Origin of the sequence: Moorella thermoacetica (assembly GCF_001267405.1) — a bacterium.
In the GTDB taxonomy this organism is placed as follows: Bacteria; Bacillota; DSM-521; order Neomoorellales; family Neomoorellaceae; genus Neomoorella; species Neomoorella thermoacetica.
This window is the reverse complement of the sequence record NZ_CP012369.1, coordinates 2,061,697-2,074,214: the sequence shown is the minus strand read 5'-3', so window position 1 is coordinate 2,074,214 and position 12,518 is coordinate 2,061,697. Positions and strand designations below refer to the sequence as shown.

Annotated in this window: 14 protein-coding genes; 3 read left to right on the top strand and 11 right to left on the bottom strand. The window is 54.6% G+C overall.

Annotation, left to right across the window (positions count from 1 at the left end):
* Window positions 1-23: 23 nt before the first annotated feature.
* The 4 genes from MOTHE_RS10315 to MOTHE_RS10300 form a co-directional block, all read right to left on the bottom strand.
* Window positions 24-695 (bottom strand): SdpI family protein, encoded by a 672-nt coding sequence (locus MOTHE_RS10315; RefSeq protein WP_011393576.1) that lies wholly within the window; start codon window positions 693-695, stop codon window positions 24-26.
* Window positions 685-996, bottom strand: coding sequence for an autorepressor SdpR family transcription factor (locus MOTHE_RS10310; RefSeq protein WP_011393575.1), 312 nt, complete (start codon window positions 994-996; stop codon window positions 685-687). Before MOTHE_RS10310 ends, MOTHE_RS10315 begins: the two co-directional genes overlap by 11 nt.
* Before the next feature lie 148 nt (window positions 997-1,144).
* The gene (locus tag MOTHE_RS10305; protein WP_053095079.1) at window positions 1,145-1,399 is read right to left on the bottom strand and encodes a hypothetical protein; all 255 of its coding nucleotides are present in this window, start codon (window positions 1,397-1,399) and stop codon (window positions 1,145-1,147) included.
* A gap of 235 nt (window positions 1,400-1,634) precedes the next feature.
* Window positions 1,635-3,926 carry a stalk domain-containing protein gene (locus tag MOTHE_RS10300; protein WP_053095076.1) on the bottom strand — a complete coding sequence of 764 codons (2,292 nt, stop codon included), beginning with the start codon at window positions 3,924-3,926 and terminating at the stop codon, window positions 1,635-1,637.
* A gap of 303 nt (window positions 3,927-4,229) precedes the next feature.
* Between MOTHE_RS10300 and ligD the strand changes: the two genes are divergently transcribed.
* A complete protein-coding gene (gene ligD, locus MOTHE_RS10295; RefSeq protein ID WP_011393573.1) occupies window positions 4,230-5,150 on the top strand; it encodes a non-homologous end-joining DNA ligase in 921 nt (306 codons plus the stop codon).
* Window positions 5,151-5,418: 268 nt separating this feature from the next.
* Here ligD and MOTHE_RS13935 read toward each other — a convergent pair whose 3' ends face one another.
* The 6 genes from MOTHE_RS13935 to MOTHE_RS13340 form a co-directional block, all read right to left on the bottom strand.
* The gene (locus MOTHE_RS13935; RefSeq protein WP_235551364.1) at window positions 5,419-5,703 is read right to left on the bottom strand and encodes a DUF4351 domain-containing protein; all 285 of its coding nucleotides are present in this window, start codon (window positions 5,701-5,703) and stop codon (window positions 5,419-5,421) included.
* Window positions 5,704-5,942: 239 nt separating this feature from the next.
* Window positions 5,943-7,307, bottom strand: a complete 1,365-nt coding sequence (locus MOTHE_RS10285; protein ID WP_011393572.1) for an MATE family efflux transporter — start codon at window positions 7,305-7,307, stop codon at window positions 5,943-5,945.
* Between the two features lie 14 nt (window positions 7,308-7,321).
* The gene (locus MOTHE_RS10280) at window positions 7,322-7,813 is read right to left on the bottom strand and encodes a MarR family winged helix-turn-helix transcriptional regulator (RefSeq protein WP_071556373.1); all 492 of its coding nucleotides are present in this window, start codon (window positions 7,811-7,813) and stop codon (window positions 7,322-7,324) included.
* A gap of 142 nt (window positions 7,814-7,955) precedes the next feature.
* Entirely contained in the window at window positions 7,956-8,504 is a 549-nt protein-coding gene (locus tag MOTHE_RS10275; RefSeq protein WP_011393570.1) for an SPL family radical SAM protein, read from the bottom strand.
* A 106-nt stretch (window positions 8,505-8,610) separates the two neighbouring features.
* On the bottom strand, window positions 8,611-9,117 hold the full coding sequence (locus tag MOTHE_RS10270; protein WP_011393569.1) for a hypothetical protein: 507 nt from the start codon (window positions 9,115-9,117) through the stop codon (window positions 8,611-8,613).
* Window positions 9,118-9,135: 18 nt separating this feature from the next.
* Window positions 9,136-9,498 (bottom strand): TolB-like translocation protein, encoded by a 363-nt coding sequence (locus MOTHE_RS13340; protein WP_053095075.1) that lies wholly within the window; start codon window positions 9,496-9,498, stop codon window positions 9,136-9,138.
* Here MOTHE_RS13340 and MOTHE_RS10260 point away from each other — a divergent pair.
* Together MOTHE_RS10260 and MOTHE_RS10255 are read left to right on the top strand one after the other, a co-directional pair.
* On the top strand, window positions 9,474-10,229 hold the full coding sequence (locus tag MOTHE_RS10260) for an FtsW/RodA/SpoVE family cell cycle protein (protein ID WP_338104118.1): 756 nt from the start codon (window positions 9,474-9,476) through the stop codon (window positions 10,227-10,229). The genes MOTHE_RS13340 and MOTHE_RS10260 overlap by 25 nt on opposite strands.
* Window positions 10,230-10,468: 239 nt before the next feature.
* Window positions 10,469-11,383, top strand: a complete 915-nt coding sequence (locus MOTHE_RS10255; protein ID WP_011393568.1) for a MerR family transcriptional regulator — start codon at window positions 10,469-10,471, stop codon at window positions 11,381-11,383.
* 150 nt (window positions 11,384-11,533) lie between these two features.
* Here the strand turns inward: MOTHE_RS10255 and MOTHE_RS10250 are convergent, their stop codons facing one another.
* Complete coding sequence (locus tag MOTHE_RS10250; RefSeq protein WP_236683318.1) at window positions 11,534-12,475, bottom strand: DUF4351 domain-containing protein; 942 nt, start codon at window positions 12,473-12,475, stop codon at window positions 11,534-11,536.
* Between the last annotated feature and the right edge of the window lie 43 nt (window positions 12,476-12,518).

The window sequence follows — 12,518 nt, the reverse complement described above, 5'->3', positions numbered from 1 at the left end:
CGCCGGTTCCATGTGGCCAGCCCCTACCGCGACACCCTGCGGAAGGCCAGATAAGAATAAACCGTGGTACTAACTACGGCTATGGCCGGGCCGGCCATGCCCAGGATGAAGTTTGCCGGCGGTGGCAGGAAGGCCGCGACGATAAACATGAACCCGGCCAGGATAAAGGTATAACCGGAAAAGCGGTGGGTACGCCGCCAGACTTCCTCATTGGCCAGGGTCCAGGGTGTACGGATACCGAAGAAGTAATTGAGACGCGCCTGGGGCAGGTAGTTGCCGATCAGGATAAAGAGCAATCCTATCGCCAAGGGTACTACCCGGCCGACCAGGTTGGCCGGGCCGCCCAGGGCCACGACCAGGGTGGTGGCATAAATCCCCCCCATAAAGAAGACCATCCCCAGGCGCACTACCTGGTAGGCCCGGTCAAAGCGGGGATAGTTTTCCCGCTTGGGATCCAGGTAAGGGACAAAAAGCAGGAGCAGGTAAATGCCCCCGGTCATCAGGGGCAGGGCGAAGGCGCCCCAGAAGCGGTTGAAGTAATTATCCACTTCACCCCGGAAGTTCCAGTGGGACGGGACCAGGTCCGGGAGATGGGGGTAGACCAGGATGCCGGCGACCAGCATGGCCACCAGGACCATCAGGGCGGGCCAGTCACGGGTTATCATTTCCTTGCTAACGCGGTACTTATTTTCCATCTTTAACTCCCCCTTTTCTGGCTGGCTGTCGCTCCGTTATTATCCCCAGCATGTCGAAGAGCCATCCTGCAATGTCCTGAAAAACAGTGGTGTTCAGGGAATAGATGACGTACTGGCCCTTTTTCTCATCCTGCACCAGCCCCGCCTCCTTAAGGACATTGAGGTGGTGGGAAATGGTCGGCCAGGAGAGGTCGAAGGCTGCGGCAATCTCTCCGGCGGCCATATCCCCCCGGGCCAGCCGGCGCAGGATTTCCCGGCGGGTGTCATCGCCCAGGGCCTTGAAGAGGGTGTTTAACCCCATGGCCTTTCATCCTTCCCTTCCGGGATATTTAGAAACAAATCTAATTAACCACAATATAACTTTCGCCAGCTTGTTTGTCAAGGGAAATGGCTATTAGAAAAACAACAAAGAGGGGGGCGCGCTAGTGGTCTAACCGGCCACTCCTCCTTTAAAGAAGTCGACGGTCAAGGATTAATTGCGCCAGGGGTATCCCGCAAACACCGGCGATTATTAAAAGACTCGGGTAGAGGGGCAGGCAGTACTCCCATATGTGGCGATAAAATAATTCGAAGGCGGCCGGGCTGAGACGGTAAATGATAGCGAGGAGGCATGAACTCCCGAAAATTACCGGTGCCAGCGGGGCCAGCAGCCAGAGAAGCACCATCATCAAGACGAAAACGGTTAACAATTTAAAGGCAGGCAAGGCTTCACCTTCCAGGAATTATTTTGCCTTAAAACGATTGCACAAATGTTATTAAATTGGCAAAGTTATTGCGGATTGTTTCCTGGCGTTTTTGTACTATACCGGCACGGCGGTTAAAAGGGGTAAAGGGCTCAAGTATTATCAGCGAATCTGTCTGGCAAGGCCGCCGCCAAACATGTTAACTAAAAAGCTTCAGCTCCGGTTGACCGGAGCTAAAGCTTTAGTAGCCAGATGGTTAATTGCTCACAGTCCCCAGGGCTTTATTCAATGCAGTGACGCCTTCGACAGGCAGGGAAACCCTGCCGGCATCGCGGCCTTGTTCATCATAGCCCCGGGCGAAGAGCGCGGTAGCCAGGATGGTTTCTTTAGGGATGGGGAAGATCCAGACCTGTTCACCGCTGGTTTCCGCTTGCTTGCCGGCCTGGCCGAGAAGGGTATAATCCTTCTCCGTTATCCCCGTTCCTGTCGGTATAGCCCAGATCTCCACCCAGGCCAGATGCTGGCCCTTAACCACCAGGTTGGGCCTGGCAATGGTAAAGCTGGTAAGCTGGGTGGCAGGGGCCGGTATGCCACCGGCCGGGGTGACGGACCGGACCCGCAGCAAGGGACCGCGCATATACATGCTGGGTTCCCCGCTTATTACCCCGGCTACGATTACCTCCCGGCCGGCGTATTTTTCTAGATCCTGGGCTGCGACAGGATAGCCCTTATCCGGAACCAGGACCAGGCGCCCCCGGGCGGTTTCCAGCTCATAGTGACGGCCTTCCACGTCGCTGACTACGATTTTCCCGCTTACCCGGGTGGTTTGGTCCAGGTAGTAGATGCTTATCCAGGCGGGGTAGTAGTTGCCGTAGTAGCCGGGCGAGCCGTTCAGGTTCCGTACCAGTTCTACCGCCGGGCCGCCGGCCAGGGGCTGCCGGTAAAGGGAACCGCTGTCGCGGCGGTCCAGGCGCAGGTAGGTGAGATTCTGGCCGTCCGGGGAGACGGAGGGGTAGTAGTCGGCGGTGCCAGCCGGGCCGGAGGTTACGGGCACGGCTTTACCATCGAGCTTCTGCCACCAAATGCGCTGGCCGGGCACCAGGACCCGGGCGTCGTTTTGCCGGTTGCCCTCCCAATACTTATTTTCCGGGCCGCGGCAGTAGAGGACGCCGCTATCTGCGGCTGGCAGCCACACCGGCATAGTATCTACCTGGCCGGTCTGGCCGTAATCGGTGCTCTTCCCCCCGGCCTTCAGGTCGACGATGGTTAGTCGCTTTCCAATAGTGGCATCCCGGCCGCCGCCCCGGATATAGGCCAGCCGGCTGCCGTCCGGGGACCAGGCCAGCCACCCGGAGTAATTAAGGGTTACCCCCAGGTCCAGGGGCTTGCCGGGCTGCTCCAGATCCAGGACCTGAAGGTCAACGGCGTCGGCGGGCAGGGACGCCGAGTTGGGGTGCAGGTGATAGGCCAGGTAGCGGCCGCCGGGCGACCAGCTAAAACCATAAGCAAAGGAGGGGTAGACCTCACCTATGGGGGTGCCGGCCTCGCCCAGGGTTAGAATGTTGCTGCGTTCGCCCTTCAAGGTCAGGCGGTCAATGCGCAGGGGTTCATCCTGCGTGCGCGGCAGGGAGACGGCTAGGCTCTGACCGTCCGGGGCCCAGGCGAAGTCTTCCACCAGCTCACCTTTGTCCGGTATCAGCGTCGTTACTCTAGCCTGGCCGCTTTCTATAGCGGCGAGCTTCAGGTTCATATCCGGGGCGTAACCGCCACCCGGCCCCTGGGTACTGTAGGCCAGGATGCTGGCCACCGGCGACCAGGACGCCTTTGCCAGCACCGGCCGCTGGTCTACCTGGAAGGCGCCGCTACCGTCGGCCCTCACTACCCACAGGTAGGGCTTGCCGGCCCGGAACTCCGACGTCTCCCATTGCAGGTAGGCCAGCCACTGGCCGTCGGGGGACCAGCCCAGAATTTGCACGGCGCCGTCCTTCGTCACCGGCCCGGCCCCGGCCTGGCTGCCGTCCAGGAGCCAGAGGTGATTGTTGGCGGTGAAGGCCACCCGGGCCGGGAAGGGTGCTGCGTATACCCGCTCCGGCACTGCGGGCGGCGGGGTGGTGATGGCGACCGTCAAGGTCAGGGCGTTCCAGGAGACCCCGGCGCCCAGGGATTCCGCCAGGAAGCGTGCCGGCGCCAGGACACGGCCGTTACGTACCTGCACGGGTACGGACAAGGATAGCCGTTCCTCATTCTTGTATACATCTTTGCTGCCGGCCACCATTTTGATGGTCGTTTGCGGCCCTGTTATTATTACCTCATTGGTCCCTTCGTTCCAAGTCACCCGGGCTTGGAGGGCTTCCGCCAGGGCCCGCACGGGTGCCAGGACGTAGCCGTCCTGGATTATGGCCGGCTCCTCCAGGTTGAGTTCCTGGCCGTCGACAAAAATAGTGATACCTCCCGTCCCGGCCAGGCCTGGGGCGGGGAAGAACCCCGCCAGCAGGAAGAATAAGGCCAGCAGGACCAGGGACTTAAAGGGTTCTTTAGCGTAATGCATGGAAGAGCCTCCTGTTATCTACATTGAGATTTAGCCTGGCAAAAACAGTCCTGTTAGGGTAAGCCCTGACGATCGCCGGTGGTGACCGGCCGGGATTTTTACCTGGCACCGCCATTACCCCTCTCTGCCTTTTTTTGCTTCCATGATACCCAGACGCCAGGAGAGGGGAAATGGTTCCAGTTTTTAGTGATATTTTCCGGTGGAACGCCGCAGGTCTACTTCCTTGCGCCTGGCGTATGGGCTTTAACCGGGGTGGGAGATACTAGTGGCAAGCCAGGAATAATAGGGGGTTGCGGCATAAAAATGGGCCAGGGCCGGCAATATATACGGTCCCAATTGCTGAAGCGACAGCTCCACTTGACCAACCTGGACAAGGTTTTCTGGCCGGAAGGTCTGACCAAGTTTGATCTTATCAAGTATTATGTCGACATGGCTCCCTTTCTCTTGCCCTACCTCCGGGATCGCCCCCTGGTCCTTAAGCGCTACCCGGATGGCATAACAGGGGAGGCCTTTTACCAGAAAGAGTGCCCTGCCTATGCCCCGGACTGGGTTACGACCCTGCCTGTCTATCATGCTGATAGCAGCAAGACTATTAATTATGTTCTCTGTAATAATGAAGAAACCCTGATCTGGCTGGCCAATCAGGGGTGTATCGAGGTCCATGCCTGGCTCTCCAGGGCCGGCCGCCTGGAATACCCCGATATCGCCGTCATGGATCTGGACCCAAGTGCGGGGGCAACTTTTAAAGATGTCTTGGATATCGCCCTCCTGGTCCACCAGGCTTTAAAGGAGTTTAACCTCAGCGGCTATCCTAAAACCTCCGGTGCTACTGGGTTGCATATCTTTATCCCCCTTGAACCTCGCTGGACCTTTCACCAGGTGACAGCCGCCATGGGGTACCTGGCGCGGCTGGTCGCCGGGGTTTACCCCCGCAAGGCCACCACCGAACGGTCGATCCCGAAGCGTAAAGATCGGGTCTACCTGGACTACCTGCAGAACGTCCGCGGACGGTCCATGGCCTTCCCCTACAGCCTGCGACCCTTACCCGGGGCGCCGGTTTCAACGCCCCTGACCTGGGAGGAGGTAAAGAGGGGGATGTTCAGCCCCAAAGACTTCAACATCCACACCGCCCGGGAGCGCCTGCAGGCGTATGGCGACCTTTATCGGGGTTTTCTGGCGCAACCAAACGATCTGGAACCGCTGCTTAAACTGGCCGGGGTTTAAACTTCGGACGGATGTCCCTATCAGCCAACCTCTCGGAGCAGAACTATATCCATTAACGTTATTGGCAAACCGGGAAACAGAGAAGACTTGAAGACAGGCGAAGAGGCAAAATTACCTTTCTTATCTCCTGCTCCTTGTTAAAATTTAGAAACGTATTACCACAAAAAAGGAGCAGGTGATGGTCACCTGACGTAAAGGTTGTAATTGCCGCTTGAGGCAAATAAGCCCCCGGGCTCCGTCAGTAATGCACTCCGGGGGCTTCTGATTTTTACTGCAGGTAATCTTCCAGTTCCTTCAGGTCGTTGATATCAAAAATGCTATCGATAATCTGTTGCAGGACATAAACGTCCTGCTCTTTGATTCTGGCCAGATACTCCCGGGGTATTTTGCGGAACTTCTTTCTTAAGAGCCTGATGGTCACGTCCAGTAAGGATTCCTGCTGTCCCTTTTCTATACCCTTTTCCATACCCTTTTCCATGCCTTTTTCTATGCCCTTTTCCATGCCCTTTTCAAATATCCGCTGGTAGCCGGCGGATTCCTCGATGCTAAGCATTTGTTCCACTCCCGGAAAACAAGGTCAATTGCTTTTTTGTCGAAAACCAGGCCGGCGAATATCTCCGCCCGCAACAGCACGGTTTTTTAGTTTCCAGGTCCAGGTCGCTGTTGATAATATCCTCCGCGCAGCGCCGGAGGAATTCCTTACCACCTTTTTGGCGCTTTTCCCTGTCCACTACAGGTAGCAAGGAAAGCATTGGAAACCCTGTTTTTCTCCCTGCGGTTAATGTCTGTGCTTTAGGGAGATGCTTCTTTAGCTTCTGTAGCTAGAGATTTCATTTCATTTAAAATGAAGACGGCCGTAATTATGACCGAAAGGCCATCGGCAATGGGAGCCGTTCGCCAAACGCCGTTTATGCCCCAGAAGTGAGGAAGGATAAGCAGCAACGGGATGAAAAACAGAACCTGCCGCGACAGGCTGAGTATTGCCGCCTGTACCGCTTTGCCCACGGCCTGGAAATATTGCGAACATACGATTTGAAAACCGAGCATAAAGATCATGCAGAAAAACACGAGCATCGCGTCGGCAGTCATTCTGGTAAGAGCGATGTCGCCTTTGGTGAATATTCCTGCGATCTCGACTGGCCAGATACGCATAACCAGATAACCTGTTACGGAAACGCAGCTACCGGCAAATATCGCCTTTTTTAAGGTTGCCTTAACCCGGTCAAACCGGCGGGCGCCATAATTAAACCCGATAAGTGGTTGCGCACCCTGGCTGATGCCCAGAATGGGCATGAACAATAAAGTGATAATGCTCATAAGTATTCCAACCGCGGACAAACCTAAATCACCGCCATATGTCAAGACGGATTTATTCAAGATTACCTGTTGCAGGCAAGTGGCTAGTTCCATTGCAAACGGGGCAAAGCCTATGGAAACAATGCTTAAGAGAATTGGCAGCCGTGGCCGAAAGTTTCTTAACTTTAATTTGATCAGGCTGCGGCCGGTTAAATAATAGCTTAACACCCATATCGTAGAGAATAATTGACCTAGTACGGTCGCCAGAGCCGAGCCTTTGATCCCCATTCCTACTTGAAAAACGAATGTATAATTTAAAACCCCGTTGATTAGAGCACCCAGTACCTGGGTGGACATGGCCATCACGGGATTGCCTTCCGCTCGGATAAAATTGTTCATGCCCATGCTAAGGCCTCCAAATACCGAACCCAGCATAATAATATGCATAAAATCACGGGCATAAGGCAAAACCTCGGAACTGGCCCCGAACAGTCTTAAAATAGGTTCTGGAAATAACAGATAGATAATCGAAAAACAGAGAGGTAATAATACCAGTAATGAGGTAGCGTTGGCTGCTACCACTTCCGCCTCTTCCTTTTTTTGTTCCCCCAACCGGATGGAAATCAAGGCAGTAGCTCCTACCCCTATCAAAAGGGACAACGCCAGTAGTATTATCATCAAGGGGAAGGCTACGGTGGTAGCGGCGATTGCCAGAGTACCGACCCCGCGTCCCACGAATGCCCGGTCTACAATGTTATAGAGAGCATTGCACATCATTCCTACAATAGCCGGCCAGGAAAACTGCCACAATAGGCGCCCGACAGGACCAGACTCGAGTTCCTGAGAACGTTCGACTGTCAAGAAACATCTTCCTTTCACAGGTGTTCGATTATTTCTACTGCCCTTCTCAAGTTCGCTATCAATTCCTCCACCTCCGGTCTGTCAAGCTTCTTCAGGATATTGAGGAGTATTTCTTGATGTTCGGCCATAACCCTTTCCATGTGAGCTTTGCCCCGGTCGGTGAGCAAGACCGGGGTTTTCCGCCGGTCGCTGGGTGTATCCACACGGGCAACAAACCCCATCTCTTCAAGAGAATCCAAAAGTGTAGTAAGGCTTCCCTTCTCTAGATCAAGCTTCCTGCTAAGTTCGCTTGGAGTGGCTTCTCCTTCGAAGTAAAGCAAGGAGATTAACTTTTCCTGGTTCTTCTTTAGCTTCGTACCCCGGCTCCCGCCAGCTCTAAAAGCACAAAGAAACTTCTTATTATTAAGCCCCATAAACCTTATAAGGGTGCTGTGTAACTCCCCGGCCAATTCCTTATCTACACCTTCTCCTGGATCTGGTTCCACAGCTCTGGCCTCCCTCTTCATTTTCGGCTGTTCTTCTCAACTTCTTTTAGTTAGAATTATTACAGTAAGAATTCTAACATAAATGGAAACCTGAATCAATATTTAGCCCTCTCTACTTTGGGCAAAAAAAGGCTCGGCCTGAACGGCCGGGCCTTTTGATGGATTAAGTTGGTTTGAGTTGAACCCAGGTTTTGATGCCGGCCCCGGCCAGACTTTCTAGGGCCGCCAGGCGCCGGGAGGGAGAAGGCGCGCCGGGCTCCAGCATACGGGCCAGTTTTTCATCCAGGGTAGTAATGGTAAAGCTGACCTCGGCAGCAGGCATTGATTTTAAAAGCTCTGCATCTCTTAGGACCAGGTCGGATTTGGTAAGGATGGAGACCTTTAATCCGCTTTTGGTTAACAATTTCAGGCAGCTTTGCGTTAGGCTATATTTCTTTTCTATTGCCTGGTAGGCATCGGTAACGCTGGCGAGCATAACCCTGCCCTTTTTAGGCCGCCGTAACTGGCTGGCCAGTACGGCAGTGAAGTTGGTCTTGACCTGGACGAAGGAGCCCCATTTTTCCTGGCGGTTGCTGAAGTGCGCCATGCAGCTGGCGTAACAATAAATACATCCATGGGAGCAGCCGCTATATGGGTTCAAACAATAATCAATGCCAGGGATGCGGGAACGGTTGAGGGCGCTGCGACAGGCGGTCTCATATAATTTAAACATGGCAGTCTACCTTCCTCCATTGTCCCGGATACGGTGTGGTACACCTGTCCTGCAATAGTCCCCGGCCCGAATGCAGGCTGCAGAAGTTTACACTACTTTGAACAGCTTAATCGGCCGTACCCAGGGTATGATTAAGGCTGGTGGCCCCGGTGAAGGGCAGGGAAACCCTCTCGATCTCCAGGCCCTGCGTATTGAAGCCTTTAGCGAAAATCTCTGTGGCCAGGATGGGTTTGTCAGGAATAGGGAAGGTCCAGAGCTGCTGACCTGCTATTTCCGACTTTTTTACGGCCTGACCCAGGAGTTGATAATCCTTCTCGGTTATCCCCGTCCCGGTGGGAACGGCCCAGATCTCCACCCGGGCCAGGTTTTTTACCTGGACCACCAGGTAGGGCCAGGCAATGGTAAAGGAGGCGATACCAGCAGCGGAGCTTTCCTCGTCGCTACCCGCCGGGGTAGGGGACTGGACCAGACTGACGGAGTTTACCCGCATAAGGGGCCCCCGCATGTAGATATTGGGCTCGCTGGTGAGGGTCCCGACCACCATCACCACCTTGCCGGCGTATTTCTCGAGGTCTTTAGCCACGCCGGTGGAACCCTCTTCCGGCAGCAGCACCAGGCGGCCCCGGCCGGTTTACAGTTCAAAGTGACGGCTTTTGACGTTGCTCACCACCAGCTTACCGGTGGCCATGGTTTTATTCAAGTAGTAAATGCTTACCCAGGCCGGGTAATAGTTGCCGTAGTAACCCGCCCAGCCGTTTATGTTTCGTACCAGCTCCACCGCCGGACTGCCGGCCAGGGACTGCAGGCATAGAGAGCCGCTGCCGGCGCTGTCCAGGCGCAGGAAGTAGAGGTCCTGCCCGTCCGGGGAGACGGAGGGGTAGCAGTCGGCGTTTTCGGGCGGTCCGGCTGTCAGGGGACGGGCCTGGCCGCTATTTGCCGCCAGCCAGATGCGCTGGTCGCTCCTCCCTGGTGGTGTTACTGGAAAAAGAGCCATCCTGGGCGCTGCGGGTTAAAACTTGGGGCTTATGTCTCCTGCCGGTAGTGCTCCTTATTGGCCATACCGTTGTCTGGGCTGTGGTACTGGGCGGAACTCTGCTGGTCATGTTCCTGGGAGCCGGTTTTTCCCGGATAAAAATAATAGCCGGCTTCGTAGCTGGCCTCCTGGCCGCCTTTCTCTACCTGGCGACCCTGGCTCCCCCCTATATTACGACCCGCCTGTTATATGGCTGGCTAAAACCCCTGGCCGATCCCACGGGTGCGGGGTATCTACTACTTACCATTCGCCAGCATCTCGCTGCCGGGGGGACCTTCGGCGCCGGGATAGGCAACGACCAGGCCGCCTTGCTCCCGCCGTTGCCGGAAGCCTCCCGGGAACTCATCCTGGCTCCCGTGATGCAACAAACGGGCTGGCCCGGCGGCCTAATTCTGATGACCTTCCTACTGGCTCTGCTTCTCTATATATTCCGGGCCTTCAACCGGACCGACGACCTCTATGGCCGCGTCCTGGGGTACGGGATTACCGCTTTTCTAGGAATCCGCTTTGCCTGGAATACGGCCATGATCTTCGGCCTTTTACCGGTGGCCGGTATCGGCCTGCCTTTTGTCAGCTATGGCCCTTCTTTCCTGGCCCTGGATTTCTGCTTGGTGGCCCTGGCCTTGAACATCACCGCCAGGCAGTCCGGCCGGGCACTTATCCCGGACGGTGGGGGGAACGACCCGATCTGATGGGCAGTAGTCAATCTAACAAATTATCTGCCTGCACCAGTGCTTTAAAAACGTGAGCAATCTAGCCGGGCAGGCCAAGCAGAAAAGGAGCAGAAACAAATGATATTCCTTAAATTCTGGGGCTTTCTTTCGGTGGCTTTACCATTTAAAGCTTCTCGCCAAAACAAACGCCTAAATAAGCACGGGCCCCTTGACTCTCCCCCAAGGGGAATCTTGTAGAATAAAGCTGGAGGCCAGCCATGGAAAAGTATCCTATCGGGACGTTAGCCCGTAAAAGCGGCGTATCTGTAAAAACTATCCGTTACTACAGCAATATGGGACTGCTCCCACCCGTCGAGGTTACCGGGGCAGGCTACCGGCTGTACAGTGACCGGGAATTGCTGCGCTTACAGCAGATCACCATCCTGCGCTTTCTTGGCGCTTCCCTCAAGCAGGTTAAGGCGGTATTGGCCCAGGAGTTAGCTTTGCCCGACCTTTTGACCGCCCAGATTGCAGCTGTGGATGCCGAGATTGAACGCTGGCGCAGGCTACGAAGCATTATCACCCGGGCCAGTGAAGGGCTCCGTCACCAGGAGCAACCATGGCACTACCTCCGTAATTTAATGGGGGTGATTAAGATGACACAGGAAGAAAGAGCGCAATGGTGGGGTGAGTGGTGGCGTAAGCGCTTGGCCGACTCCCCCTTGCCGGAAGAATTCGTGCAAGGGTTTGTCCAGGATATTCAAAATAGCATCACGGCCGAACCTACCGAAGCCGAAGAGGATTTTATACTGGCGGCCCAGGAGGGTAGAAAAGAAACCTACGTTGCCAACACTGTAGAGCGGTGGACCAAAGACCATCATCATATGAGTTACGATGAATGGCTAACACGTGTAAGGGAGATTTTTGGCCGCTTCCGCGCCCTTGTCGACGCAGCTCCGGACGATCCTCTGGTACAAGCAGCGGTGGAAGAGTATATTCGATTAAGCGGGCCTTTAACCGCAACTACGGTTAAACGGCTGCTGGACAACATAAACCGGCCCGTCATCCGCCGCATGGCCCAAGCTGCAGACTTGCTCGACACCACCCAACAGATGGAGCGGGTGTATCAGCTTATCCAGGATGCCCTTAAAATTCGCTTGCGACGCCTTTCACCGGGGGAGATCCAGAATTGACCGGTAGCCCGGCGGAAGTTGGAAGCAGTTCCTGTGCAGACGGTCTAAAGTGTTGAGTAAAAAAAGGCCACCGGGGAATAACCCCCTGTGGCGGTTTTGTTTCTTCCCGGATCAGACACCGGCATGCTATGCACATGATCCGATTGATCTTTACTGCAGGTAATCTTCCAGTTCCTTCAGGTCGTTGATATCAAAAATGCTATCGATAATCTGTTGCAGGACATAAACGTCCTGCTCTTTGATTCTGGCCAGATACTCCCGGGGTATTTTGCGGAACTTCTTTCTTAAGAGCCTGATGGTCACGTCCAGTAAGGATTCCTGCTGTCCCTTTTCTATACCCTTTTCCATACCCTTTTCCATGCCTTTTTCTATGCCCTTTTCCATGCCCTTTTCAAATATCCGCTGGTAGCCGGCGGATTCCTCGATGCTAAGCATTTGTTCCACCTCCCGGAAAACAAGGTCAATTGCTTTTTTGTCGAAAACCAGGCCGGCGAATATCTCCGCCCGCAACAGCATGGTTTTTTTAGTTTCCAGGTCCAGGTCGCTGTTGATAATATCCTCCGCGCAGCGCCGGAGGAATTCCTTACCACCTTTTTGGCGCTTTTCCCTGTCCACTACAGGTAGCAAGGAAAGCAATCGCTGGTGGGGGCTGTTTTTTAATTCTTCATAGGTTATATTACCCACATCGATAAGGTGGTAACGATAATCCAACAAGTTTTGGTCGCCCAGTCGATACTCAAGTTGACTGGTCATGTTCATTTGCCACTGGCCAAAGTAGATGACTATTTGGTAGACCGGCAGGTGGTAGGTTTTGTGGATTTCCAGGGCGTAGCGCAACATACGGTAGGGCATCTCATCATCATTACGGCTCTGGAATTCCAGGTGGATGGCCAAAGGACCCTGCTGGCTTTCAGCCTTCATTACCAGGTCGGAAACCCTGGTTTCTACCTGGGGAAACTCGATTTTTAAGTCGCCTGTTACCCTGGCCTCAAAGTGGCCAAAGTAGTTGATGAGTTCCTGGGTTTCATCGGCGAAAAGGTCCTTGATGGTGATATCATACCTGTTACCACTTTTCGGCTGCAAATAAACCACCACCTGCCTTAAGTTTATTAATGAATTATTGCCGGGGCAAGTC

Coding starts and splice junctions, on each gene's coding strand:
- MOTHE_RS10275 (WP_011393570.1), bottom strand. CDS start 8,504: ATGTTTAAATTATATGAGACCGCCTGTCGCAGCGCCCTCAACCGTTCC.
- MOTHE_RS10280 (WP_071556373.1), bottom strand. CDS start 7,813: ATGAAGAGGGAGGCCAGAGCTGTGGAACCAGATCCAGGAGAAGGTGTA.
- MOTHE_RS13935 (WP_235551364.1), bottom strand. CDS start 5,703: ATGCTTAGCATCGAGGAATCCGCCGGCTACCAGCGGATATTTGAAAAG.
- MOTHE_RS10300 (WP_053095076.1), bottom strand. CDS start 3,926: ATGCATTACGCTAAAGAACCCTTTAAGTCCCTGGTCCTGCTGGCCTTA.
- ligD (WP_011393573.1), top strand. CDS start 4,230: ATGGGCCAGGGCCGGCAATATATACGGTCCCAATTGCTGAAGCGACAG.
- MOTHE_RS10310 (WP_011393575.1), bottom strand. CDS start 996: ATGGGGTTAAACACCCTCTTCAAGGCCCTGGGCGATGACACCCGCCGG.
- MOTHE_RS10255 (WP_011393568.1), top strand. CDS start 10,469: ATGGAAAAGTATCCTATCGGGACGTTAGCCCGTAAAAGCGGCGTATCT.
- MOTHE_RS13340 (WP_053095075.1), bottom strand. CDS start 9,498: ATGGCTCTTTTTCCAGTAACACCACCAGGGAGGAGCGACCAGCGCATC.
- MOTHE_RS10315 (WP_011393576.1), bottom strand. CDS start 695: ATGGAAAATAAGTACCGCGTTAGCAAGGAAATGATAACCCGTGACTGG.